Origin of the sequence: Aeromonas sp. R7-4 (genome assembly GCF_040908055.1) — a bacterium.
Taxonomy (GTDB): Bacteria; Pseudomonadota; Gammaproteobacteria; order Enterobacterales; family Aeromonadaceae; genus Aeromonas; species Aeromonas sanarellii.
Genome location: NZ_JBFODA010000051.1, coordinates 38,374 through 64,126, shown reverse-complemented (window position 1 = coordinate 64,126; position 25,753 = coordinate 38,374). Strand labels below are relative to the sequence as shown.

The following is a 25,753-nucleotide window of genomic DNA, read 5'->3' as shown; positions in this document are numbered from 1 at the left end:
TCGTCTAGACAAGGCATCCGGCCATGATGACAGCATATTAGCTGAGTGCAAGAGTGCAACCGGGGAGTTGATATTCCGGTACAGGCCCGGTTAACCGGTTGGCTATTTATCGCCCATCCTTCATTTCCTTCTGTAAAATCAAACGGGAACGAGATTCGTCTGTCTCATGGCTAAAGGACGGGAGACGCGATGGAAAGGGGATGCAGGATGGGCCGCCGGTGGGTGGCACTGTTATTGTTCGTTGCCGTGCAAAGCGGCAGCACCAGGGCCGCAGAACCCAGGATGGAACCGACCGAGCAGGAGAGGGCCCAGACCCTGATCCTGCTCCATGAGCCCATCGTCATGTTGCAGGCGACCTTCGGCAGCCTGGACGGGGCGGCCCGGGTGAGGTTGACCCATGAGCGGATCCAGCGCCTGGACCCAGCGGATCTGAACCATCCCATCACTGTGGTCAAGGGTCGCCGGCAAGGGCAGGAGAGCCGGGAGTTTCTGGTCAATGGCAAGCGGATCCTGGTGCTGATGGAAGGGGATCTGGAGACCCTAGACGAACTCAGCCTGGAGCAGGCGAGCGAGCGCGTGCGGGGGCGGCTCGACAAGGTGCGCCTCAAGTACCTCGAACTGCACTCGCGCCCCTATCTGATCAAGGCCGGCGGCAAGGCGGTGGTGGCCAGCCTGCTCTTCTTCGCCGTCATCTGGCAGCTGCAGCGGGGCCACAGACGAATTAGAAGGTGGCTCGCCAATCGCCTGCTGCAGCAGAAGGGGTTGATCCCGCACCAGTGGCGCCAGGTGGCGGGCAACGTGGAGGTGCGCCTGCTTGGCCTGGTGACCCTGTTGCTGCTCTTCATGCTCACCTATGGCTGGCTCACCTATGTGCTTGGCCTCTTCCCCCAGACCCGGGCCTGGAGCGAACGGCTGGGGGATTCCCTGTTCGCCCTGTGCGGCGACATGCTGGAGGGCATGATAGCCGCCATGCCGGGGCTGGTGACCGTGCTGTTGATCGTGTTCATCACCCGCTTCTTCATCCGGGTGCTGGCCATCCTCTTCGATCGCATCGAGCGCGGTCAGTTGCGGGTGCAGGGGGTGCATGCGGAGACCATAGGGGCGACCCGGCGCTTGCTCTCCGTGGTGATCTGGCTGTTTGCCCTGACCGTGGCCTACCCCTACCTGCCCGGTGCCGACTCCGACGCCTTCAAGGGGATCAGCGTCTTCTTCGGTCTGATGGTGACCCTGGGGTCGGCCGGCATCATGAACCACGCCATGAGCGGCCTGGTGCTCATCTATTCCCGCGCGCTGAGGCCCGGGGATCTGGTGCAGATTGGCGAGGTGGAGGGGATGGTGAGCGAGCTCAATGCCCTCTCCACCAAGCTGGTGACGCGACAGGATCACGAGGTCACCCTGCCCAATGCGGTGGTGGTGGGAGGCAAGGTAGTCAACCTGACGCGGCTGGCGGGGGAGAAGGGGGTGGCGCTCCTGACCAGGGTGACCATAGGCTACGATGCCCCCTGGCGTCAGGTGCACGCCATGCTGGAGCTGGCGGCCAGACGTTGCACCCTGCTCAACCAGGACGAACCGCCCCTGGTGCGGCAGTTGAACCTGCAGGACTGGTATGTGGAATATGAGCTGCAGGTGCGGATGAAGGGGGATCTGCTGCCCGCCGTGGTCAAGACGGAGCTGCACGGCCATATCCAGGATGTCTTCAACGAGTTCGGGGTGCAGATCATGTCCCCCAACTTCATCGCCCAGCCGGAGCAGGCGGTGCTGGTGGCCAGGGAACACTGGTATCAGTCGCCCGCGCAGCCTCCTGAGGTTCCCGCCGGCAGTGAGCCCCCACCCAAGACATGACCCCAAAAAGAGGAGGCCCGGCAGCAATGCCGGGCCTCTTGTCATGGGGCAGCGTCAGTCTCGCGACTCAGCTCTCCTTGGCTTCCCGCAACTGGGAGGGTCTGAACTTCACCAGGAAGGCCAGGGTGATGAGGGCGGTGCTCACCAGACCGATGAGGGTGGAGACGTTCATCGCGAGACCAAAGCCGATGGGGGCGTTGGCCAGGTAGGTGATCACCACGGCGGTCATGAAGATGGCGGGAATGGTGCAGACCCAGTGCAGCTTGCCCTCCTTGATGAGGTAGGCGGCGGCGGCCCACAGCATGATGACGGCCGTGGTCTGGTTGGCCCAGCCGAAGTAGCGCCAGATCACCCCGAACTCGGCCTTGGAGATGATGAAACCGAGGATGAACATCGGTATGGCGATCAGCAGACGCTTGGCCATGGGCTTCTGGGTCAGCTTCAGGAAGTCCGCGATGATGAGGCGGGCGCTGCGAAACGCGGTGTCACCCGAGGTGATGGGCAGGATCACCACGCCGAGGATGGCCAGGATGCCGCCGACTGTGCCGAGCAGGCTGGTGGAGACCTCGTGTACCACTGCGGAGGGGCCGCCGCTCGCCAGGGTGGCGTTGAGCGCTTCTGTGCTGTCGTAGAAGGAGAGACCCAGGGTGCACCAGATGAGGGCGATGATCCCTTCACCAATCATGGCGCCGTAGAAGATGAAGCGGCCGGAGCTCTCGTTTTGCATGCAGCGCGCCATCAGCGGCGACTGGGTGGCGTGGAAGCCCGACACGGCGCCGCAGGCGATGGTGATGAACAGCAGCGGCCAGAGCGGCAGCTCGGTCGGGTGCAGGTTGGAGAAGTCCATCCCTGTGTTGTAGAAGCCCTTGCCCGAGACCATGAGGCCGATGATGAGGCCGACCGACATGAACACCAGCAGGGCGCCGAAGATGGGGTAGAAGCGACCGATGATCTTGTCGATGGGGACTATGGTGGCCAGGATGTAGTAGGCGAAGATGGCCGCAATCCAGTAGACCAGGTCGGTGGAGGTGAGGTTGGCGAGCAGGCCCGCCGGGCTCAGCACGAAGACCACGCCCACCAGCATCAGCAGTACCACGGCGAACAGGTTCATGAAGTGCTTGGCGGCGTTGCCGAGGTGCTCGCCGACCACGGTTGGCACCGAGGCGCCCCTGGCACGCACCGACAGCATGCCGGAGAAGTAGTCGTGCACCGCGCCGGCGAAGATGCAGCCGAAGACGATCCAGAGCATGGCGACCGGGCCATAGAGGGCTCCCAGGATGGGACCGAAGATGGGGCCGACGCCGGCGATGTTGAGCAGCTGCACCAGATAGACCTTCTTGTCCGACATGGGGACATAGTCCACCCCGTCCGCCATGGTGATGGCGGGGGTTTTCAGCTCGGGTTTGGGGCCGAATATCCGTTCGATGAATTTGCCGTAGAGGAAGTAGCCGGCTACGAGCAAGCCGACACAGAGGAAGAACCAGATCATTGTTACGCTCCTGCCTTGTTATTGTTGGGTGTGCGCGGCCAGTCTAGATGTGCGCCCCTGTTAACGGCAGGTAAAGAAGATGAGCGGTCATATGGCGACCCGAGCGGTCGGTGCTCGTGATCCGGCTCACATCGCGGGGCTTACTCCAGCCCCAGTTCGTCCTTCAGTTCCTTCAGGTAGCGGCGGCTGACCGGTACCCGGGCACCGCTCGGTGTCACCATCTCCGCCAACTGGTTGTCCAGCAGCCGGATCTCGAAGATGGCGTCGGGGGCGATGAGATACTGGCGGTGGCAGCGCAGCAGCGGGGTCTTCTCCTCCAGGGACTTGAGGGTGAGCTGGGTGTGAAACAGCTCGCCCCGGCTGGCGACGTGCACGCCGCCGAGATCGGAGAAGGCGTACTCCACCTGTTCGATGGGCAGCAGCCGCACCCGGTTGTGCAGGTAGCCGGGGATATGGCGGATGGTCGGGGCCAGGTTTCCGACCGGTTGCGGGGTGATGTCCTGCCTGAGTCGCCCAAGCGTCTTGGCGAGGCGCGCCGGCTCCACCGGCTTGAGCAGGTAGTCGAAGGCGTTCTCCTCGAACGCCTGGATGGCGTAGTCGTCGAAGGCGGTGACGAAGACGATGCGGGGCAGGGGATCCAGCATGGCCACCAGTTCCATGCCGCTGAGCTTGGGCATCTGGATGTCGAGAAACACCACGTCGGGCTTGAGCCGCTGGATCAGCGGCAGCGCCTCGATGGCGTTGGCGGCCGTGCCCAGCAGCTCGATATCGGACTCGGCGGCCAGGTGCTGCATCAGCTCCTCGCGGGCATAAAGCTCGTCATCGACGATCAGGGTGCGGATCATGGGGTCTCCTGGGGGACGGGGGGCAAAGATGGTGTGTTGCGGCGGCCGGGTCATGACGCCTCCCTGGGCAGGGTGACGGAGATCCGGGTCCAGCAGTCGGGCTCGCAGCTGACGCTCAGGCCATAGCGGTTGCCGAAGGCGCTCTTGAGGCGCCTGTCCACCAGGGTCATGCCGAGGCCGTCGCCGGCCGGTTTCTCCTGCCAGGTGCCGGCGTTGTCCTCCACGTGGAGGGTGACCTGTTCCGCCGTCTGCTCGGCGTAGAGGCGAATGCGCCCCTGCTCCAGCAGGGTGGAGATGCCGTGCTTGATGGCATTCTCGATGAGAGGCTGCAGGGTGAAGCTCGGCAGCTTGAGGCCGGCGAGGGCGGGCGGGATCTCGTTTTGCACCGTCAGCCTGTCGCCAAAGCGGGCCAGCTCGATCTCCAGATAGGACTGGCAGTGCTCCTGCTCCTCCTGCAGGGTGGCCAGGCCGCTCTGGCGCTTGAGGTTCTTGCGAAAGAACAGGGAGAGGTGCAGCAGCAGCTGGCGCGCCCGCTCGGGCTCGCGCCGGGTGATGGCGCTGATGGTGTTGAGGGTGTTGAACAGGAAGTGGGGATTGATCTGGGCCTGCACCAGCTTGAGCTCGGACTGCACCAGCAGCCGCTGCTGCTGCTCCAGCCGGCCGGTCAGCAACTGCTGGGAGAGCAGGTTGGCGATCCCTTCCCCCAGGGTGTGGTTGATCTTGAGAAACAGCCGCTTCTTGGGTTCGTAGAGCTTGATGGTGCCGATCACCCCCTGATCCCCCTGCAACGGGATCACCAGCACAGAGCCGAGCTGACACTGGGGGGAGATGCTGCAGCGGTAAGGCTGGCTGTTGCCGTCGGCAAACAGCACCTTGTTGCGGGCGATGGCCTGCAGGGTGATGGCCGAGGTGATGGGGGTACCCGGCTGGTGGTGCTCCTCGCCGATGCCGATGAAGGCGAGGATCTTGTCGGTATCCGTGATGGCGACGGCCCCGACGCCGGTCTCCTCCTGGATGATGCTGGCGATCTTGTGGCTGGCCTCGGGGGTGAAGCCCTGGCTCATGATGCCGACGGTGCGGTTGGCGATATTGAGCGCCTTGGCGGAGAAGACCCGGGAGAACTTCTCGTACATCTGCTGCTGATCGCGGATCATGCTGATGAAGAGCGCGGCGCCGCAGGAGTTGGCCAGGATCATGGGGGTGGTGATGGTGCGCACCAGCAGCAGGGATTTATCGAATGGCGTGGCCACCAGCAGGATGATCACCATCTGCATGATCTCGGCGTAGAGGGTGGTGAAGAAGGCGATGCGCGGCTCGAACAGCGCATCCATCTTGCCCGCCCGCATCAGCCGCCAGTGCACCAGCCCGCCCAGCAGCCCCTCGCAGGTGGTGGAGATGGCGCAGGCGAGATCGGTGAACCCCCCCAGGGTATAGCGGTGCAGGCCGCCGGTCAGCCCCACCAGGAAGCCCACCAGCGGGCCCCCCAGCAGCCCGCCCAGCACGGCGCCGACGGCCCGGGTGTTGGCGATGGCGTCGTCGATGTCCAGCCCCACATAGGTACCCAGGATGCAGAAGCTGGAGAAGATGAGGTAGATGAGCACCTTGTGGGGAAGTCTGACCGAGTAGTTGGCCAGGGGGCGCAGCAGCGGACTCTTGGAAAAGAGGTAGGCGATGACCAGGCTGACGCTCATCTGCTGGAGCAGGGAGAGAACTAACTGCATAAAAAACCTTCTTCAAGAATCATGCCGAGCCCGTGAGTCACCCTGGCGCACTGTGAGCCAGATCTCGTCCTGGTGCATGCCGCGACCCTGTTGCGGAGGCAGTTTGCCAGAATGGAAAAATAAAACCATATAAAATCAGAGTGTTAAATTGATATTTGTGTAATCTGCCAGCGCTTGGTATTGCTGGAGAGAGCATGAATGTATCCGCCGGATACGCCACACGGAGGTGGCATGCTCCGCCCGGCCTTCGGCTGGGCGTTTTTTATCCGGTGCCAATGGCGGACGATTTCGAGGGGGCTTGAGCAATTATTCAGGTTTGTCCAATGAGTTATCCCCAGCTTCTGGGGATAACTCAGAAGGCGAAATAGTAGCAGACCCGCCGACCCAGGCCGAAGAAGGCCCGCTGCCCCTCATCCAGCTCCTCCAGCCTGAGGGTGGCCACTATGCTTCGCGCATCTTCCCGCAGATCGATCATGGCCACCCCCTCCGGGCGCTGCCCCTTGATGTAGGGCTGTACCTTGGGTTTGAGGGGCAGGGTGGGCTCGGTCGACAGCACCAGGGCCACCGAGTCGTCGTCGAGGCGCACCAGGGAACCGGGCGGATAGACCCCGAGCACCTTTATCAGCAACCTGACCAGATCCTGATCGAACTTCTTCTGTGACAGCTTGAAGAGCTGGCCGATGACCTGGCTCGGCCCCGCGGGCTGTAGGCCGCTGCGGGGGTGAAGGGACTCGTCGTAGTGATCCACCAGGCTGATGAGGCGGGCGAGGGGAGGGATCCTGTCGCCCTGAAGGCAGAGGGGAAAGCCGCTGCCATCGAGGCGCTCGTGATGCAGATGGGCCACCTCGCGGATCCTGGGCTCGAAGGCCTGCAACTGGTTGAGCATCTCCAGCCCGTACTGGGGATGCATGTTGAGGAAGTTCTGCTCTGCCTTGTTGAGCTCGCCCCGTTTCTGGGTGATCTGGCTCGGGATCCTGAGCTCACCGATGTCGTGCAGCAGGCCGGCCAGCCCCGCCTCCTCGATCTCGACCGGGTTCATGCCGAGTTCTCGCGCCATCAGCATGGCGATGAAGGCCACGCTCAGGCTGTGCTGCAGCAGGGTATCCGTGTGCTGGCTGCGGATGAGGTGCAGACCGAGCGGCCCCTGATGCTCTGCCAGACGGGCGGCGGTGTTGCGCACTAGCTGGGCGGTATTGGCCAGGCCTTCGTCGGGCTTGAGGTTGAGGGCGCCGAGTGCATCGCGCAGATCCGACAGGGATTGGCCAAAGGCCTTGTCGGCGGCGCGCAGGGAGCGTCTGAATGCCTTCTCGTCGAAGGTGGGGGTCATGGGGGTCAAGGGGGCGTGTTGCACCATGTCCGGCCCGGGTGCGGTGGCCGGTTCGGCACTCAGCAGGGGGGTGACGGGCAGATCGCTCTTGTCGGGATCCACCATCAGCAGGGTGAGTTCGAGGTGGCGGAGGATCTCCAGCTGCTGCTGGTCGCGGATCTTGAAGGCGTTGAACAGGAAAGGGTGACTGGTCCATCCCGTGGGAAGATGGATGTAGTGGCCGACTCTCAACTGCTCGATGGAGGCCTGGATCAGCGCCATATGCTAGCTCTTGTGTCGTGTTTGCCTACCAACAAGCTAGCAAAATTAAGCAGATAGACAAATAAAAAGCCCGCGCAACTGCGCGGGCTTTGTCATCCTGGCCGATTATCAGGCCTTGGATTTCTTCTTGCTGTCTACCTTGGCCTCGACCTTGGCTTCAACCTTGGTCGCTACCTGAGCTTCCTCGACGAAGGGACGACCGTAGTAGGTGTCCATCAGGATGGCTTTGAGCTCGGTGATCAGCGGGTAGCGTGGGTTGGCGCCGGTGCACTGGTCATCGAAGGCTTCCAGGGCCAGCTGGTCAACCTTGGCCAGGAAGTCCGCCTCGTTCACACCGGCTTCACGGATGGAGGCCGGGATGCCCAGGGTGGCTTTCAGCTCGTCCAGCCAGGCCAGCAGCTTCTCGATCTTGGCCGCGGTGCGGTCACCGGCTGAGGTCAGACCCAGGTGGTCAGCGACTTCGGCGTAGCGACGGCGAGCCTGCGGACGGTCGTACTGGGAGAACGCGGTCTGCTTGGTCGGGTTGTCGTTCGCGTTGTAGCGGATGACGTTGCTGATCAGCAGGGCGTTGGCCAGACCGTGGGGAATGTGGAACTCTGCACCCAGCTTGTGGGCCATGGAGTGACACACGCCCAGGAAGGCGTTGGCAAACGCGATACCGGCGATGGTGGCGGCGTTGTGCACTTTCTCGCGGGCAACCGGGTCGTTGGCGCCGTTCAGGTAGCTGGAGGGCAGGTATTCCTTCAGCAGTTTCAGGGCTTGCAGCGCCTGACCGTCGGAGTACTCGTTGGCCAGCACGGAGACATAGGCTTCCATGGCGTGGGTCACGGCGTCGATACCGCCGAAGGCACACAGGGATCTGGGCATGCCCATGACCAAGTTGGCATCCACGATGGCCATGTTCGGGGTCAGCTCGTAGTCGGCCAGCGGGTACTTCATGCCGGTGGCGTCGTCGGTCACGACCGCAAACGGGGTCACTTCAGAACCTGTACCGGAAGTGGTGGTGATGCAGACCAGTTCGGCCTTCACGCCCATTTTCGGGAACTTGTAGATACGCTTGCGGATGTCCATGAAGCGCATGGCCAGGTCTTCGAACGCGGTGTCCGGGTGCTCGTACATGACCCACATGATCTTGGCGGCATCCATGGGGGAACCACCACCCAGGGCGACGATCACGTCCGGCTTGAAGGAGTTCGCCATCTCGGCGCCCTTGCGTACCACGGACAGGGTGGGGTCGGCTTCCACTTCGTAGAAGATCTCCACTTCCATGTTCATTTTCTTGAGCAGGCGGACCACTTCATCGGCATAGCCGTTGTTGAACAGGAAGCGGTCGGTCACCACCATTGCACGCTTCTTGCCTTCCAGGTCGCCCAGGGCGATCGGCAGGGAGCCACGACGGAAGTAGATGGATTTCGGAAGTTTGTGCCACAGCATATTTTCTGCCCGTTTTGCGACTGTCTTCTTGTTGATCAGGTGCTTGGGACCGACGTTCTCGGAGATGGAGTTACCACTCCAGGAGCCGCAACCCAGGGTCAGGGACGGGGCCAGCGCGAAGTTGTACAGGTCACCGATACCACCCTGGGTGGAGGGGGTGTTGATGAGGATACGGGCGGTCTTCATCTTGTCGCCGAAGTACTTGATGCGGTCGGCGTTGCGATCCTGGTCGGTGTACAGACCGGAGGTGTGGCCGATACCACCGATGTTGACCATGTCACAGGCCATCTCGACGGCTTCTTCGAAGTTCTTGGCGCGGAACATACCCAGGGTCGGGGAGAGCTTCTCGTGAGCGAACTCGTCCTCGGCACACAGCTCCAGACCTTCACCGATGAGGATCTTGGTGGTGGGGGGGACGGTCACGCCGGCCATGGCGGCGATCTTGGTGGCAGGCTGGCCCACGATGTCGGCGTTCAGCGCACCGTTGATCAGCAGTACTTTACGCACCTTGTCGGCTTCATCCTTGGAGAGGATATAGCCGGCGTGAGTCGCGAAGCGCTCCTTGACCTGGTTGTAGATGGAGTCGACCACGATGACCGCCTGCTCGGAGGCACAGACCACACCGTTGTCGAAGGTCTTGGACATCAGGATGGAGGCGACGGCACGCTTGATATCGGCGGTCTCGTCGATGACGATGGGCACGTTGCCCGCACCCACGCCGATGGCGGGCTTGCCGGAGGAGTAGGCGGCCTTCACCATGCCAGGACCACCGGTGGCCAGGATCAGGTTGATGTCGTTGTGGCGCATCAGGGCGTTGGAGAGCTCGACGGAGGGTTGGTCGATCCAGCCGATGATGTCTTTCGGCGCACCGGCGGCCACGGCTGCATCCAGTACCAGCTTGGCTGCGGTATTGGTGGAGTTCTTGGCGCGGGGGTGCGGGGAGAAGATGATGGCGTTGCGGGTCTTCAGGGAGATGAGAGCCTTGAAGATCGCGGTGGAAGTCGGGTTGGTGGTCGGTACTATACCGCAGATGATGCCTACCGGCTCGGCGATGGTGATGGTGCCCATCTCGTCATCTTCACTGAGGATGCCGCAGGTCTTCTCATCTTTGTAGGCGTTGTAGATGTATTCGGAGGCGAAGTGGTTCTTGATGACCTTGTCTTCGATGATACCCATGCCGGATTCGGCAACGGCCATCTGGGCCAGGGGGATACGGGCGTTGCTGGCGGCCAGTGCGGCGGCGCGGAAGACCTTGTCTACCTGCTCTTGCGAGAAGCTGGCGAATTCACGCTGGGCTTCCTTGACGCGGGCAACCAGTGCATCCAGTTCAGCCAAATTGGTTACTGCCATGTTTATCTCCTGATGATTTGAAAACTGTTTAGTAAGACCTTGGCAATGCCCGGCAATTATAGTCGCCCTGTCAAGGAGAGAATCACCACAACGGGGTATTTACATGCCTTAGTAAACTGCTTTCTGACTCGATTATAGGGCCGGGATGTGTCAGAAAAGATTGATCTGGATCATATGTAACAAAAGAACAAAAGAAATTTTGTTTCACCCGCCAGACTGACCGAATGTTGCTAACCTGTTGCGTGCGCCTAGAGTGCTAACTGCAAGAGAGGCAAGGATTTTTGCGTCCGGGTTCGGGTCCTTGCCCCTGTCCGCCCTCCTTTTCGGGTGGCGCGGGAACAGACAAGGGGGAGTGTCATGGTGACACGGCCACGCTGGAAGTGGGGCATGCGTTTCAAGTTTGTTGAAAAAGCGGCTTGTTGCTTTCATCCAGTTGCCGCACCCGGCGCACAAGATGCTGAAGGTGAGGCGACGGCACAGGCAATGATGGGCCTATGATGGCAGAAGAGGGCGGTCGCTGGCCGTGGCGCGGGCGGATAGCCACTGTGCAGGAGGCGCCGGGGTATGCCGATATCCGGCCAGCGGTATGGCCGTTTGTGGAGTATCAATATCGTGATGAGAGAGATGAGCAGAATAAAATGCCGACGGGTTGTATCATGCCGTTAAATATTGACCATGTTGCTTAACAACTCGATATGTTGAATTTCGTCGATACATTAGAAGAACTAACTAAAAAGCCCCGGTAAGGGTGAGATTATTTGATTGGAGAAGGGAAAAGTCCTGGTGTAAATTTACGCGCAGTTTGATGGGGATGGCCCTCAGTGGCCCGGCTTGGTTCTGGATGGCGCCTATGGCAGCAATTGACTTCTCTTTATACCTGAAATTCTTCGTCGGCCTCTTTGCGATCATCAACCCGCTGGGTCTGTTGCCGGTCTTTGTCAGCCTGACGGGTCACATGCAGCCGGAGGAGCGCAGGAAGACCAATACGACGGCCCACATCGCCGTGATGATCATCCTGATGGTCTCCATGTGCATGGGGCAGTTGATCCTCGACGGCTTCGGCATCTCGCTGGCCTCCTTTCGTATAGCGGGGGGCTCGCTCATCACCCTGATCGCCTGGTCCATGCTGCAGGGCAAGCTCGGCGAGGTGAAGCACAACAAGCAGGAGAAGGGGGAGCTGGCCGCGCGCGAATCCATCGCCGTGGTGCCCCTGGCGCTGCCCCTGATGGCCGGGCCAGGTGCCATCTCGTCCTCCATCGTCTATGCCAGCCAGAAGACCCTGCCCCAGCTGGCCGGCATGTTCCTGGTGGTGGTGGCGTTCGCCTGCTGTTCCTGGCTCATCTTCCGCGCCGCCCCCCTGCTGTTCAAGCTGATGGGCAACACCGGCATCAACGTGGTCACCCGTATCATGGGTCTCATCATGATGTCCCTCGGCATCGAGATCATAGTAGCCGGCATCAAGGGAGTCTTCCCCGGCCTGATGTGAGCCAGGTCTGTTTTGTCGGAGCCGGTCCCTGTGACCGGCTTTTTTATTGTTTCTTTTTTGTTGGTCATTTCCTAGAATCGAGCGGCTCTGTATGAAAAATGACCGCCGCGCGATATTTAAATGCTGAATAAATGGTTTAAGGCTGTTTTTTTGACCATTAAAGTGGTCCCGCACTGATGATATCTATTGCATTATCAGAATTGTCAGGGAATTATGCGGGCAGCGAGGTGTTTGTCTCGTGGATAACAAATGCATGGAATGTTCTTGTTGGAGTATGGAAATGACTCATAGAAAAACAATTATTAATACCCTTTTATTGACCGCACTCTTTGGTGGCGCCACCCTGGCCCAGGCCGCCGATGTCCCCGCCGGTACCAAGCTGGCTCCCGAGCAAACCCTGGTGAAGGGCAATGGCTCCGAACCTGCCACCCTGGATCCGCACAAGACCGAGGGAACGGTAGAATCCAATATCCTGCGCGACCTGTTCGAGGGTCTCGTCACCTCCGGCCCCAAGGGTGAGACCCTGCCCGGCGTCGCCGAGTCCTGGGAAACCAAGGACAACAAACACTACGTGTTCCACCTGCGCAAGGATGCCAAGTGGTCCAACGGCGATCCCGTCACCGCCCACGATTTCGAATTTGCCTTCAAGCGCGCGGTGGATCCCAAGACGGCCTCTCCCTACTCCTGGTACATGGAGATCCCGACCATCGTCAACGCCACCGACATCATCGCTGGCAAGAAGCCGTCCGACACCCTGGGTGTGAAGGCGGTGGACGATCACACCTTCGAGGTGCAGCTGGAGAAGGCGGTGCCTTACTTCGTCAGCATGCTTTCCCACACCACCACCTATCCGGTCCCGAAGAAGGTCATCGAGAAGTTTGGTGACAAGTGGACCCAGCCCGGCAACATGGTGTCCAACGGTGCCTACGTGCTGAAGGACTGGGTGGTCAACGAGCGCGTCGACGTGGTGCGCAACGCCAGCTACTGGAACAACGGCAAGACCGTCATCGAGAAGGTGACCTATCTGCCGATCCAGTCCACCAACGCCGAGCTGAACCGCTATCTGGCCGGCGAAGTGGATCTCACCTACAACATGCCCATCGAGCGCTTCAAGCAGATGAAGAAGGATCTGCCGGACGAGGTGAAGGTGAGCGGCTATGTGGGCACCTACTACTACCAGTACAATTTCAAGCACAAACCGTTTGACGACGTGCGGGTGCGTACCGCGCTCTCCTACGCCATCGATCGCAACGTGATCGCCGACAAGGTGATGGGCAAGGGCGAAACCCCGGGCTACACCCTGGTGCCCGACTTCGTGGACGGCTTCAAGCCGGTGGCGCCGGCCTGGTCCAAGCTGACCCAGGCGGAGCGCGACGCCAAGGCGAAGGAGCTGCTGACCGAAGCCGGTTACGGCCCGGGCAAGCCGCTCAAGTTCGAGCTGCTCTACAACACCGACGACAACCACAAGAAGGTGGCCGTGGCCGTCGCCTCCATGTGGAAGAAGCTCGGCGTGCAGGTGAGCCTGGTGAACCAGGAGTGGAAGACCTACCTGGAGACCAAGAAGCAGGGTAACTTCGACGTGGGCCGCGCCGGCTGGATTGCGGACTACAACGAAGCCTCCTCCATGCTGGATCTGATGCAGACCACCCACGGCAACAACGACGGCAAGTACTCCAACCCCGCCTTCGACAAGCTGATGAGCGAGTCCCGCAACCAGGTGGATGCCGATGCGCGCAACAAGCTCTATGTCCAGGCCGAAGAGATCCTGGCCAAGGACATGCCGATCGCCCCCATCTATCAGTACGTGACCTCCCGCATGGTCAAGCCCTACGTGGGCGGCTACCCGGCCAACCCGCTGGACAACATCTACAGCAAAGACATGTACATCGTTGCTCACTGAGTAAAGAAACAAGTCGCATAACAAGCAGGGCCCGCCAGACGGCGGGCCTTTATTACAACCGCGACCCTTTGGAAGCAGTACAGGACAGGAAATGTCTATGTTGAAATTCATCCTTAAACGTCTATTGGAAGCGATCCCGACTCTGCTGGTCTTGATCACCGTCTCCTTCTTCATGATGCGCTTCGCGCCGGGCAACCCCTTCACCAGCGAACGCGCCCTGCCGCCGGAAGTCCTGGCCAACATCGAGGCCAAATATGGCCTGGACAAGCCCATCGGCATGCAATACCTCACCTATCTGGGCAACCTGGTCCAGGGAGATCTGGGGCCCTCCTTCAAGTACAAGGACTTCACCGTCAACGATCTGGTGAGCCAGGCGCTGCCCGTTTCCGCCAAGATTGGCTCGGTCGCCTTCCTGCTGGCGGTGACCCTTGGGGTCACTTTCGGCACCATAGCCGCCCTCAAGCAGAACACCCTCATCGACTATCTGCTGATGTCGTCGGCCATGGCCGGGGTGGTGATCCCGGGCTTCGTGCTGGCACCCTTGCTGGTGCTCTTCTTCAGTATCTATCTCGGCTGGTTCCCGGCGGGGGGCTGGCAGGGGGGGGGCGCCCAGTTCATGGTGCTGCCGGTGTTCGGCATGATGATGTACTACATCTCGGCCATCTCCCGCATCATGCGCGGCAGCATGATCGAGACCATGAACTCCAACTTCATCCGTACCGCCCGCGCCAAGGGGCTGCCGCTGCGCCACATCATCCTCAAGCACGCGCTGCGCCCGGCCATGCTGCCTGTGGTCTCTTACCTGGGACCGGCCTTCGTGGGCATCATCACCGGCTCCGTGGTGATCGAGACCATCTTCGGCCTGCCGGGGATTGGCCAGCTGTTCGTCAACGGAGCGCTGAACCGTGATTACTCCATGGTACTCGGCCTGACCATTCTGGTCGGCGCCCTCACCATCACCTTTAACGCCGTGGTCGATATCCTCTATGCCGTCATCGATCCCAAGATCCGTTACTAAGCCGGGAGTTCATCATGGTAGTCACAACTGAAAAGCGCGAAGCCGTCGAGGCGTTCGCCCAGAAAGTGGAAGTGGTGGAAGGGCGCTCCCTGTGGAAGGATGCCCGTCGCCGTTTCCTGCGCAACAAGGCGGCCCTGACCAGCCTCATCATCCTGACCATCATAGGTCTGGCGGTGATCGTCGGGCCCCACCTGTCCCAATACACCTTCGACGATCCGGATTGGGGCGCCATGCAGACCGCTCCTGACATGGAGACGGGTCACTGGTTCGGTACCGACAGCCTGGGTCGGGATCTCTTCGTGCGTACCCTGCTCGGCGGGCGCATCTCGCTGATGGTCGGCATCATGGGGGCCCTGGTGGCCGTCATCATCGGCACCCTGTATGGCGCCGCCTCCGGCTTCATCGGCGGCCGGGTCGACAGCCTGATGATGCGGGTGCTGGAGATCCTCAACGCCTTCCCCTTCATGTTCTTCGTGATCATGCTGGTGACCTTCTTCGGTCGCAATCTGGCCCTCATCTTCCTCGCCATCGGCGCGGTGAGCTGGCTCGACATGGCGCGGATAGTGCGCGGCCAGACCCTGAGCCTCAAGAGCAAGGAGTTCATCGAGGCGGCCCACGTCTGCGGCGTCTCCAAGTGGAAGATCATCACCCGCCATATCGTGCCGAACGTGCTCGGCATAGTGGCGGTCTACGCCACCCTGCTGGTGCCGGGCATGATCATGTTCGAATCCTTCCTGAGCTTCCTGGGGCTGGGGGTGCAAGAGCCCATGACCAGCTGGGGCGCCCTGCTGGATGAAGGCTCCAAGTCGATGGAAGTGGCCATCTGGCAACTCCTGTTCCCCGCCGGTTTCATGGTGGTGACCCTGTTCTGCTTCAACTTCCTCGGGGATGGTCTGCGTGATGCCCTTGATCCAAAGGATCGCTGACAGCAAGGGACAGGCAAGACGCCAAGGGGCCGTAAGACCCGTTCAGGGACGCGCTGCGTTCGGGATGGGCAGGCCGGCATCACGACAGCGCGATAAGGAGTGCTGATATGAAATTACTGGATGTGAAAGATCTGCGGGTCGAATTCAAGACCCCGGACGGCAATGTGGTGGCCGTCAACGACCTCAACTTTTCTCTTTCTGCCGGCGAGACCCTGGGGATCGTCGGGGAGTCCGGTTCGGGCAAGTCCCAGACCGCGTTCGCCATCATGGGGCTGCTCGCCAAGAACGGCGTCATCACCGGCTCGGCCAGGTTCCAGGGGGAGGAGATCCTCAACCTGCCGGAATCCAAGCTCAACCGCATCCGCTCCGAGAAGATCGCCATGATCTTCCAGGACCCCATGACCTCTCTGAACCCCTACATGAAGGTGAAGGATCAGCTGATGGAAGTGCTGATGCTGCACAAGGGGATGACCAAGGCCGCCGCCTTCGAGGAGTCGGTGCGCATGCTGGACGCGGTGAAGATCCCCGAGTCGCGCAAGCGGATGAACATGTACCCCCACGAGTTCTCCGGCGGCATGCGCCAGCGGGTGATGATCGCCATGGCATTGCTGTGCCGGCCGCAGCTGCTCATCGCCGACGAGCCGACCACGGCCCTGGACGTGACGGTGCAGGCCCAGATCATGACCCTGATGAACGAGCTCAAGCGCGAGTTCAACACCGCCATCATCATGATCACCCACGACCTCGGCGTGGTGGCCGGCATCTGTGACAAGGTGCTGGTGATGTACGCGGGCCGCACCATGGAATACGGCAGGGTGAACGACATCTTCTATCGCCCGAGCCACCCCTATACCGAAGGGCTACTGCGCGCCATTCCCCGCCTCGATACGGAAGGGGAAGTGCTGCCCACCATCCCGGGCAATCCGCCCAACCTGCTGCGTCTGCCCACCGGCTGCCCCTTCCAGGAGCGCTGCCACCGGGCCCACGAGATTTGCGGCCAGCAGTCTCCCGTCCTGACCCCCTTCGGCGACGGTCGGGAGCGGGCCTGCCACTGGGTATCGGATGCCATGATCAAGGGAGTGAACTAAATGGGTACTGACAAGAAACTGCTGCTGGAAGTGTCCGACCTCAAGGTTCACTTCAGCATCAAGAGTGACAAGGCCTGGCCCTGGGCCAAGCCCTCCGCCCTGAAGGCGGTGGATGGCGTCACCCTGCGCCTGTACGAGGGGGAAACCCTGGGGGTGGTGGGGGAGTCCGGCTGTGGCAAGTCCACCTTCGCCCGCGCCCTCATCGGCCTGGTGCCGGCCACCGACGGCAAGGTGGTGTGGCTGGGGCAGGACCTGACCAAGCTGGAGCAGAACGCCCTGCGGGAGAAGCGCAAGGAGATCCAGATGATCTTCCAGGATCCGCTGGCCTCCCTGAACCCGCGCATGACCATAGGCGACATCATCGCCGAGCCGCTCATCACCTTCTATCCCAAGCTCTCAAAGGATGAGGTGAAGGAGAAGGTGCGCGCCATGATGACCAAGGTGGGCCTGCTGCCGAACCTGGTGAACCGCTACCCCCACGAGTTCTCCGGCGGCCAGTGCCAGCGCATCGGCATCGCCCGGGCGCTGATCCTGGAACCCAAGATGATCATCTGCGACGAGCCGGTCTCGGCGCTGGATGTCTCCATCCAGGCTCAGGTGGTGAACCTGCTGAAATCCCTGCAAAAGGAGATGGGGCTCTCCCTCATCTTCATCGCCCACGACCTCTCCGTGGTCAAACACATCTCGGATCGGGTGCTGGTCATGTACCTGGGCAACGCCGTGGAGCTAGGCACCGGCAAGGAGATCTTCGCGAACCCCCTGCACCCCTACACCAAGGCCCTGATGTCGGCGGTGCCCATCCCGGATCCGGACGTGGAGCGCAGCAAGACCATCCAGATCCTGGAAGGGGATTTGCCGTCCCCCATGAACCCGCCCTCCGGCTGCGTGTTCCGCACCCGCTGCCCGGTGGCGGGCCCGGAGTGTGCCAAGACCCGGCCCATGCTCGAGGGGAACTTCGACCACGCGGTTTCCTGTCTCAAAGTGGATCCGCTCTGAGACAGATGGGATGACGAGGGGCGCCCGGGTGGCGCCCCGTTTTTTTGTCCGGGGCAGAAGATGCCTCTTGGCGTTATCTTTCGAGGCTGTTACTATCCGCCGCACAAGGGGAGTAACTTCTCGCCGGTTTGTCGTCATTACGGTGCACCCATATCCTGCAGTGCACCCGGCAGCCGGGCAGCACATCGAACTTGCTGTAAGTGAGACCTTGCCGAGAGGCAAGGTGTATCTGCTCCAAACGCAAACCCACGCCTCTCGGTCGTGGGTTTTGTCGTTTTGGGAGAAGTGAAAATGGGTGAATGGTGGATGTGGACCGGTTTCTTCAGCATAGTGCTGGTCCTGTTATGGATTGACATACGCTTCGTCGGCGGCGGCAAGGCGCACAAGGTGTCGCTCAAGGAGGCAGGGATCTGGTCCCTCATCTGGGTGAGCGTGGCGCTCTTGTTCAACCTGGCCATCTGGCTCTGGCTGGATCACAGCGTGGGCCGCGAGGTGGCCAACGAGAAGGGGCTGGAGTTCCTCACCGGCTACCTCATCGAGAAGGCGCTGGCGGTGGACAACGTCTTCGTCTGGCTGATGCTGTTCGGCTACTTTGCCATTCCGGCCGAGCTGCAGCGCCGGGTGCTGCTCTACGGTGTGCTGGGCGCCATCGTCATGCGGGCCGGCATGGTGTTTGCGGGCAGCTGGCTCATCGAGCAGTTCCACTGGATCCTCTACCTGTTCGGCGCCTTCCTGCTGCTGACCGGGGTCAAGATGCTGTGGGCCGCCGACAAGGAGCCGGATCTCGCCAACAACCCGCTGCTGCTCTGGATGCGCCGCCGCTTCAAGGTGACCGAGACCCTGGAGGGGGAGAGCTTCTTCGTCTGGCGCGACGGCGTGCGCTACGCCACCCCGCTGCTGCTCATCCTGGTGCTGGTGGAGGTGAGCGATCTCATCTTTGCGGTGGACAGCATCCCGGCCATCTTCGCGGTGACCACGGATCCCTTCATCGTGCTGACCTCCAACATCTTCGCCATCATGGGCCTGCGTGCCATGTACTTCCTGCTGGCCGGGGTGGCGGAGCGCTTCGCCCTGCTCAAATACGGCCTGGCGCTGATCCTGATGTTCATCGGGGTCAAGATGCTGCTGCTCGACATCTTCAAGATACCCACCGGCATCGCGCTGGGTGTGGTGGCGCTGATCCTGCTGGCGTCCATGGGGCTCAGCCTCTGGGTGACCCGCAAGAAAGAGGGCGTGAAAGCGGCTTGATGGCCAAACCACTGAAAAGGGCTCCCGCGGGAGCCCTTTCTTGTTTCCGATCCGCGGTCAGCGCGTGATCTTCTTGGGGTTGGTGTAGCCCCAGACGGTGTACATGTCCGCCAGCAGGGCGCCGTTGTACTCTTCCAGGTCAGACTGCTTCACCTCGGCGTCACCCTGGCGGCCGAACAGCACCACCTCGTCACCGGGTTTGACCCCCTTGAGATCGGTCACGTCCACCATGATGGTGTTCATGGAGGTCTTGCCCACCACAGGCACCTTCTGGCCCTGGATCAGCACATAGGCCTTGTTGCTGAGCGCCCGGCGATAGCCGTCGGAGTAGCCGAGCGGCAAGTTGGCGAGCAGGGAGTCGCGCTTGAGGGTGAAGGTGCGGTCATAGCCGACGGTGTTGCCCGCCGGGTAGTGATTCACCGAGGCGACCTGGGTCTTGAACGCCATCACCTTCTTGTACTCGGTGTAGGAGGGGATGGTGTCGCCATAGATGATGCCGCCCGGGCGCACCATGTCGAAGTAGGCTTCCGGCACTTCCAGGGTGGCGAAGGAGTTGGCGGCATGGATGGTGAGCTTGCTGCGATCCAGCTTGCCCGCGTCGATGAGCCACTGGTAGTCCAGCTTGAACTGGGCCAGCCCCAGCTTGACGTCCTCTTTCTCCTCCACCGGGAAGTGGGTCATGATGCCGACCGGGGTGATCCCCTTGAGCTTGAGCATGGCCAGGGCATCTTCCTTGGAGTCCGCCAGGCGCAGATCGATGCCGTTGCGGCTCATGCCGGCGGAGTTCAGACCGATGTGCACCGGGATGGTGGTGTGGTGGCGCTGGGCGATGTCGGCGATCCCCTGGGCGCTGGCCAGGCTGCCCACCAGCTCTTCCAGCTTGTAGGGCAGGGCCTGCTCCACCTCGGCCGGGGTGGCGGCACGGACCCGCATCAGCCGGCCTTCGAAGCCCTTCTCGCGGGCCACCCGGGCCTCTTCATTGCTGGCGATGCCGATGCAGGGGATGCCCGCCTTGACCACGGAGGGGACCAGCAGGTCGATGCCGTGGCCGTAGGCGTCCGCCTTCATGATGGCGCAGATCTGCGGCCCCTTGTCACCCAGGCGATCCTTGAGGGTCTGGATGTTGTGCTCGAAGGCGGTCAGGTCCACTTCCAGCCAGGCGTTGGTGGCGGTCTGCTCCTGGCCGTTGCGGGTGTCGCTGGCGAGCGGCAGATAGGGGGCGGCGACCGCCTGACCGGCGAGCAGCCCGAAGATCAGGGTCGCGAGCAGCGTTTTCTTGTGCATGGGATGTTACCTTCTTATTGTCTCTGTTGAGGCGCGTCCTGGTGTGGACGCGGGCGTAGGTATCTTGGTAATTTATTCGTATGTGGATGATATTTATCCATTTTTTCCAAGGTGCCAGCGGCGAGAGTGTATCTTAATGGCGTCATTCGTGGCACATGCTGCAGGAATAAAATATGCGTTTAGTGGTGCGGATCCCACCTTTGCTGCTGTTTGTGGTCATCGCCCTTGTCATGTGGCTGGGGCGGGGAGAGGCGAGGGGGGCAGAGCCCCTGCTCCTGCCGGCCGCAGCCCTGCTGCTGGCGGGAGCCTTGCTGGGAGGCGGGGCACTCCTGCACTTCTGGCGCCAGAGGACCAGCGTCCACCCCATCCGCCTGGATCAGAGCCGGGTGCTGGTGACCCGGGGCGTCTATCGCATCAGCCGCAACCCCATGTACCTAGGGCTGCTCTGCTGGACCATGGCGCTGGCCTGCTATCTGGGGGGCATGATGGTGTGGCTCGGGCCGCTGCTGCTGTGGGGCTGGCTCACCCGCTTTCAAATCCTGGCGGAAGAGCGGGCGCTGCACAGGCGCTTCGGCGATGCCTATGCCGATTACTGCCGGCGGGTGCGGCGCTGGTGTTGAGGGGGCTCCTGGCCGATTGCACATAAAGAAACGGCCCGCAGAGGCGGGCCGTATCGAGAGCGCGGGTCGGGATCAGGCCTTGGCGGTGTCGACCTGGCCGAGGGGTTCGCTGTCCCCCAGGCTGTCCTCGCTCTTGGCCACCACGCTGGCGGCGATGGCGTTGCCCAGCACGTTGGTGGCGGAGCGGCCCATGTCCAGGAAGTGATCGATGCCGAGCAGCAGCAGGATGCCGGCCTCCGGGATCTGGAACTGGTTGAGGGTGGCGGCGATGACCACCAGGGAGGCGCGCGGTACGCCAGCCATCCCCTTGGAGGTGACCATCAGCAGCAGCAGCATGGTGATCTGCTGGGCGGTGCTGAGCTCGATGCCATAGGCCTGGGCGATGAACATGACCGCGAAGGTGCAGTACATCATGGAGCCGTCCAGGTTGAAGGAGTAGCCCATGGGCAGCACGAAGCTGGCGATGCGCTTGTCACAGCCGAATTTCTCCAGTCTGTCCAGGGTCTTGGGGTAGGCGGCCTCGGAGCTGGCGGTGGAGAAGGCGAGCAGGATGGGCTCGCGGATCATGGCCAGCAGGGTCAGGATGCGGCGACGGATGAAGAGGCTGCCCATGACGATGAGCAGCAGCCAGAGGCAGGCCAGGGCCAGGTAGAACTGGGCCATGAAGCTGCCGTAGGTGGCGAGGATGCCGAGCCCCTCCTTGGCCACCATGGCGGCGATGGCGCCGAACACGGCGAAGGGGGCGAAGTTCATCACATAGCCGGTCACCTTCAGCATGATCTCGGCGCCGCTGGCCATCAGCATGACCACGGGCTTGGCGGCATCCCCCAGGGCGGCGGCGGCCAGGCCGAAGAAGAGGGAGAACACCACGATCTGCAGGATCTCGTTGGTGGCCATGGCCTCGACCACGCTTTTCGGGATGGCGTGGGTCACGAAGTCCTTGAGGGAAATGGCGGCCGCGGTCACGCCGGAGCTGGCGCCGTCATCGGGCAGGGAGAGGGAGAGCCCCACCCCGGGTTGCATCAGGTGGACCATCACCAGACCCAGGGTCAGGGACATCAGGGAGGCGAGCATGAACCAGCCCAGGGTCTTGACGCCGATGCGGCCCACGGTGCGGGTGTCGCCCATCTTGGCGATGCCGACCACCAGGGTGGTGAACACCAGGGGGGCGATGATCATCTTGATCAGGCGCAGGAAGATGTCGGTCAGCAGGGTGATGTCACTGGCAAAGCCGGCGGCCTCTGCAGGGGCAAACAGGCGATAGCCTTGCCCGGTAACAATGCCAAGCATCATCGCGATGAGGATGGCAACGGTCAATTTATTCATTTTCATGGGGGAGTCCCAGTCTCGATATGTGCAGTGCTGTACAGGTAGGCAGGGTGCCACCTCAGTCCTTTTTTGTGATCCGGGCCGTGGAATCCAGACAGCCGGTGTGCTGGAGCATGCCTAATCGCGAAGGGGAAATCCAGCAACTTATGGCAGAACTTTATGTGGTTATTAGTGGTATGTGATGTAAATCTTGTTAATTAATTATATTAATCGCTGTTTATTTTAATCTTTGCAATATAAACAGCTTCCAGGCTCTGGTCGCTCGATGGGCGGTTTTCCAGGGTGAAGGTCAGCAGTGCCGAGGTGCGATGCTCCACGTGCATCTCGTCCATGAAGGTATCGGGCTCGTATTCGTCGAAGCCGAATCGGGGGCGCGCTGGCGTGACCCTGACCGCATCCCGCGACAGGGTCAGCGTCTGCACCAGCACCCAGGCGTACCCCTGTGCCAGCGCCATCTCCCCGGCCCGCTTGAGCACGTATTTGCGCGCCGTCTCCCTGTCCACCAGCTCGTTGCCGACAAACTCCAGTTGCCACTGGGTAGGCCCGAGCCGGGTCTGGGAGAAACCGGTCTGGCCGTTCCAGAAGGATTTTTCGCTGTCGTAGGGGGTGGCGCAGCCCGCGAGCTGGCCGAGCAGCAGGCCGCACAGGAGAAGACCAGGGAGGGGAGAGCGGGGGAGCGGCATCTGAGGGATCCGGGCAGAAGACAGAGCACCACTACAGCACAACGGACATGGGGAGACAATGAGGGGCGCAGCGGCGCAAAAAGAAAAGGCCTTGTCGTCTGACAAGGCCTTTCTCGGGGAATTTGGTCGGTGTGAGAGGATTCGAACCTCCGACCCTCTACACCCCATGCAGATGCGCTACCTGGCTGCGCTACACACCGACGGAGTCAGCTCGGCTGACGGGGGCTGAGTTTATGGAGATGGCCATGCCCTGTCAACAGGGGAAACAGTACTTCGCGATCGTTCGCCTGCTTTGCGAGCAACTTCGGATCAAAGTGCGACCAATCACCCGGGGTTGCGCTGTTTTCCCGGCTTGTCGGCCAAAAATGACGGCCACCCGATGGGTGGCCGTTTGGTATCAGCGAAGACTGGTCAGCGGTTAAAGGTCAGTCGCTTGCCAAACACCTTGTCGGTGACCTGGCCGTTCTGCCAAGCGACTTGACCGTACACCAGGGTCATCTCAATCAGGGCGCGCTGGAAGCGCTCATCACACATATCAGCGGTTGAAGGTCAACCGCTTGCCCAACACCTTGTCGGTGACCTGGCCGTTCTGCCAGGCGATCTGGCCGTTCACCAGGGTCATCTCTATGGTGCTCTGGAAGCGGTAGCCGTTGAACGGCGACCAGCCGCACAGGTAGAGCAGGTTGCTGTCGGTGACCACGTAGGGCTTGCCGAGATCCAGCAGCACCAGATCCGCGAAGTAGCCCTCCCGGATGTAGCCGCGATCCTGCACCTGGAAGCGCTCGGCCACCGCGTGGGAGGTCTTCTTGACGATGGTCTCCAGCGAGAAGACGCCGTTGTGGTAGAGCTCCAGCAGCGCCTGCAGGGAGTGCTGCACCAGGGGCACGCCGGAGGGCGCCTTGAAGTAGCTGTTCTGCTTCTCTTCCCAGGTGTGGGGGGCGTGGTCGGTGGCGATGATGTCGAGCACGTCGTTCCGCACCGCATCCAGCAGGGCGTGCTGATCCGCCGCGCTCTTCACCGCCGGGTTGCACTTGATCTGGCTGCCCAGGGTGTCGTAGTCCGCCTCGTTGAAGAAGAGGTGGTGGACGCACACCTCGGCGGTGATGTTCTTGTCCTTGAGATCCTTCAGATCCGGGGTGGCGGTAAAGAGCGAGAGCTCTTTCGCCGTGGTCAGGTGCAGCACGTGCAGCTTGGCGCCGTACTGCTTGGCCAGGGAGACCGCGAGGCTGGAGGACTTGTAGCAGGCGTCGGCGCTGCGGATGCGGCCGTGTTCGCGCATGGGCACGTCCTCGCCCCACTTGGCGCGAGCTTCGTCTTCCAGCACCTTGATAGTGGGGGTGTCCTCGCAGTGGGTGACGATCATCACCGGGCTCTCGCGGAAGATGGCCGCCAAGGTCTCCTGGTTGTCCACCAGCATGTTGCCGGTGGAGGCCCCCATGAAGATCTTGATGCCGCAGGACTGCTTGGGATCGAGCTTCTTGATCTCTTCCAGGTTGTCGTTGGTGGCACCCAGATAGAAGCTGTAGTTGGCGGCGGCGGAGTTGGCGGCGATCTGGTATTTGGCTTCGAGGGCGTCGAGGGTGGTGGTCTGGGGATTGACGTTGGGCATTTCCATGAAGCTGGTGGTGCCACCGGCCACGGCGGCCCGGGATTCGCTGGCGATGGTCCCCTTGTGGGTCAGGCCCGGCTCCCGGAAGTGGACCTGATCGTCGATCATCCCGGGGATGAGGTGACGACCGGTCGCATCGATCACCACCGCATCGGGGGCGCTGATGTCCGGGGCGATACGGGCGATCCGCTCCCCCTCGATCAGGACGTCGGAAGCATAGATGCGGCCTTCGTTGACCAGGGTGGCATTCTTGATAAGCAATTTGTTCATGGGGGGTTCCAGTTCCTTTGCCGATAATCCGGGGTCATAATATCGCAAACTGCACTTTCTCTGTAGCAAGGCCTGAGTAATGAAGTTATTTGTTAGAGATTTGACTGTGATCGATTCCAGCTATTTGTGCGAGCGCCGCGGCATGGTGGGCGAGAGCTGGCTGGTGGACATCGAGATGAGCGGCGAGCTCAACGAGATGAGCATGCTGCTGGATTTCGGGCGGGTGAAGAAGCTCATCAAGTCGATCATCGATGACGAGGTGGATCACAAGCTGCTGGTGCCAACCGGGAGCCCCCTGGTGCATGTCCAGCCCCTGGACAACGACGAGTGCACCGTGGATCTGCTGCGCCCGGGTCGCTCCATCCATCTGCGCTGCCCGACCCAGGGCTTTGCCTTCATTCCCGCGCCCCAGGTGGATAAAGAGTCGGTGACCCGTTATCTGCTGGCGGTGCTGGCCAAGCGGCTGCCGGGCAATATCAAGGATCTGACCCTGACCCTGCGCCAGGAGGCCATCGAGGGCGCCTTCTACCACTACAGCCACGGCCTCAAGAAGCACGACGGCAACTGCCAGCGTATCGCCCACGGTCACCGCTCCCCCATCGAGATTTCTGTGGACGGGGAGCGCGACCTGGAGCTGGAGCTGAACTGGGCCGAGCGCTGGGCCGACATCTACCTCGGCACCGAAGAGGACAGGGTGGCCCTGTCCGAGCTGGCGCTGAGCGAACAGGCCAGGGCCATCCTGCAAGAGGCTGGCGAACACTACGTCGGCTTCAAGTACGTGGCGCCCCAGGGGCTGTTCCAGCTCGTCATGCCGGCGGCGGAGGTGGAGATGATCGACACCGACACCACCATAGAACTGCTGGCCCACTACATTGCCCGGGAGGTGAAGAAGCAGGTGGGGGACAAGTTCGTGAAGATCGTGGCCTATGAAGGGGTCGGCAAGGGCGCCATCGCCTACGCCTGATCCCCGCTGCGTTGCCCAGATGAACAAAAAGGCCCCGCTGTTGCGGGGCCTTGTCATTGGGGG

At 61.6% G+C, this 25,753-nt stretch carries 21 protein-coding genes and 1 tRNA gene; 11 read left to right on the top strand and 11 right to left on the bottom strand.

All coding sequences use genetic code 11. The features are described from left to right. The first annotated feature begins 207 nt into the window (after window positions 1–207). On the top strand, window positions 208–1,842 hold the full coding sequence (locus AB5Y72_RS13765; RefSeq protein WP_368199079.1) for a mechanosensitive ion channel family protein: 1,635 nt from the start codon (window positions 208–210) through the stop codon (window positions 1,840–1,842). Between the two features lie 67 nt (window positions 1,843–1,909). Here the strand turns inward: AB5Y72_RS13765 and AB5Y72_RS13760 are convergent, their stop codons facing one another. The 5 genes from AB5Y72_RS13760 to adhE form a co-directional block, all read right to left on the bottom strand. Continuing rightward, on the bottom strand, window positions 1,910–3,331 hold the full coding sequence (locus AB5Y72_RS13760; RefSeq protein WP_042075160.1) for a carbon starvation protein A: 1,422 nt from the start codon (window positions 3,329–3,331) through the stop codon (window positions 1,910–1,912). A gap of 140 nt (window positions 3,332–3,471) precedes the next feature. Continuing rightward, window positions 3,472–4,176: a two-component system response regulator BtsR gene (gene btsR / locus AB5Y72_RS13755; protein ID WP_042075161.1), complete on the bottom strand. Its 705-nt coding sequence runs from the start codon at window positions 4,174–4,176 to the stop codon at window positions 3,472–3,474. Window positions 4,177–4,226: 50 nt separating this feature from the next. Next, window positions 4,227–5,897: a sensor histidine kinase gene (locus AB5Y72_RS13750; RefSeq protein ID WP_325783164.1), complete on the bottom strand. Its 1,671-nt coding sequence runs from the start codon at window positions 5,895–5,897 to the stop codon at window positions 4,227–4,229. A gap of 352 nt (window positions 5,898–6,249) precedes the next feature. Then, a complete protein-coding gene (locus AB5Y72_RS13745; RefSeq protein ID WP_368199078.1) occupies window positions 6,250–7,485 on the bottom strand; it encodes an HD-GYP domain-containing protein in 1,236 nt (411 codons plus the stop codon). Window positions 7,486–7,593: 108 nt separating this feature from the next. Then, window positions 7,594–10,269, bottom strand: coding sequence for a bifunctional acetaldehyde-CoA/alcohol dehydrogenase (gene adhE, locus AB5Y72_RS13740; protein ID WP_216990005.1), 2,676 nt, complete (start codon window positions 10,267–10,269; stop codon window positions 7,594–7,596). 494 nt (window positions 10,270–10,763) lie between these two features. Here adhE and AB5Y72_RS13735 point away from each other — a divergent pair, with 494 nt between their 5' ends. The 8 genes from AB5Y72_RS13735 to AB5Y72_RS13700 all read left to right on the top strand — a co-directional run bounded on the left by AB5Y72_RS13735 (window position 10,764) and on the right by AB5Y72_RS13700 (window position 18,931). After that, window positions 10,764–10,955, top strand: a complete 192-nt coding sequence (locus AB5Y72_RS13735; protein ID WP_325783161.1) for a hypothetical protein — start codon at window positions 10,764–10,766, stop codon at window positions 10,953–10,955. Window positions 10,956–11,119: 164 nt separating this feature from the next. Next, window positions 11,120–11,755, top strand: coding sequence for a YchE family NAAT transporter (locus tag AB5Y72_RS13730; protein WP_042075167.1), 636 nt, complete (start codon window positions 11,120–11,122; stop codon window positions 11,753–11,755). Between the two features lie 280 nt (window positions 11,756–12,035). Next, window positions 12,036–13,655 (top strand): ABC transporter substrate-binding protein, encoded by a 1,620-nt coding sequence (locus AB5Y72_RS13725; protein ID WP_325783160.1) that lies wholly within the window; start codon window positions 12,036–12,038, stop codon window positions 13,653–13,655. 97 nt (window positions 13,656–13,752) lie between these two features. Next, on the top strand, window positions 13,753–14,673 hold the full coding sequence (gene oppB / locus AB5Y72_RS13720; protein ID WP_010674330.1) for an oligopeptide ABC transporter permease OppB: 921 nt from the start codon (window positions 13,753–13,755) through the stop codon (window positions 14,671–14,673). 14 nt (window positions 14,674–14,687) lie between these two features. Continuing rightward, window positions 14,688–15,599, top strand: coding sequence for an oligopeptide ABC transporter permease OppC (oppC, locus tag AB5Y72_RS13715; RefSeq protein ID WP_042075170.1), 912 nt, complete (start codon window positions 14,688–14,690; stop codon window positions 15,597–15,599). Window positions 15,600–15,706: 107 nt separating this feature from the next. After that, window positions 15,707–16,687 (top strand): ABC transporter ATP-binding protein, encoded by a 981-nt coding sequence (locus AB5Y72_RS13710; RefSeq protein ID WP_042075173.1) that lies wholly within the window; start codon window positions 15,707–15,709, stop codon window positions 16,685–16,687. Then, window positions 16,688–17,683, top strand: a complete 996-nt coding sequence (gene oppF / locus AB5Y72_RS13705) for a murein tripeptide/oligopeptide ABC transporter ATP binding protein OppF (protein WP_318163017.1) — start codon at window positions 16,688–16,690, stop codon at window positions 17,681–17,683. 291 nt (window positions 17,684–17,974) lie between these two features. After that, entirely contained in the window at window positions 17,975–18,931 is a 957-nt protein-coding gene (locus AB5Y72_RS13700) for a TerC family protein (RefSeq protein WP_216990007.1), read from the top strand. Window positions 18,932–18,988: 57 nt separating this feature from the next. Here the strand turns inward: AB5Y72_RS13700 and alr are convergent, their stop codons facing one another. Then, window positions 18,989–20,215, bottom strand: a complete 1,227-nt coding sequence (gene alr, locus AB5Y72_RS13695) for an alanine racemase (protein WP_042075178.1) — start codon at window positions 20,213–20,215, stop codon at window positions 18,989–18,991. A gap of 173 nt (window positions 20,216–20,388) precedes the next feature. Here alr and AB5Y72_RS13690 point away from each other — a divergent pair, with 173 nt between their 5' ends. Further along, window positions 20,389–20,835, top strand: a complete 447-nt coding sequence (locus AB5Y72_RS13690; protein ID WP_219144021.1) for an isoprenylcysteine carboxylmethyltransferase family protein — start codon at window positions 20,389–20,391, stop codon at window positions 20,833–20,835. Window positions 20,836–20,907: 72 nt separating this feature from the next. On the opposite strand, the gene AB5Y72_RS13685 is transcribed toward AB5Y72_RS13690, so the two are convergent. From AB5Y72_RS13685 to AB5Y72_RS13665, 5 genes are all read right to left on the bottom strand, one after another. After that, a complete protein-coding gene (locus tag AB5Y72_RS13685) occupies window positions 20,908–22,167 on the bottom strand; it encodes a dicarboxylate/amino acid:cation symporter (RefSeq protein WP_042075181.1) in 1,260 nt (419 codons plus the stop codon). Between the two features lie 203 nt (window positions 22,168–22,370). Beyond that, window positions 22,371–22,847, bottom strand: a complete 477-nt coding sequence (locus tag AB5Y72_RS13680) for a hypothetical protein (RefSeq protein WP_325783159.1) — start codon at window positions 22,845–22,847, stop codon at window positions 22,371–22,373. 123 nt (window positions 22,848–22,970) lie between these two features. Further along, a tRNA-Pro gene (locus AB5Y72_RS13675) sits at window positions 22,971–23,047 on the bottom strand. A 211-nt stretch (window positions 23,048–23,258) separates the two neighbouring features. Continuing rightward, entirely contained in the window at window positions 23,259–23,381 is a 123-nt protein-coding gene (locus AB5Y72_RS13670) for a hypothetical protein (protein ID WP_325783158.1), read from the bottom strand. A gap of 1 nt (window position 23,382) precedes the next feature. Further along, window positions 23,383–24,726 (bottom strand): dihydroorotase, encoded by a 1,344-nt coding sequence (locus tag AB5Y72_RS13665; protein WP_219144023.1) that lies wholly within the window; start codon window positions 24,724–24,726, stop codon window positions 23,383–23,385. Between the two features lie 79 nt (window positions 24,727–24,805). Here AB5Y72_RS13665 and AB5Y72_RS13660 point away from each other — a divergent pair, with 79 nt between their 5' ends. Then, the gene (locus tag AB5Y72_RS13660; protein ID WP_325783157.1) at window positions 24,806–25,690 is read left to right on the top strand and encodes a 6-carboxytetrahydropterin synthase; all 885 of its coding nucleotides are present in this window, start codon (window positions 24,806–24,808) and stop codon (window positions 25,688–25,690) included. Window positions 25,691–25,753 lie beyond the last annotated feature (63 nt).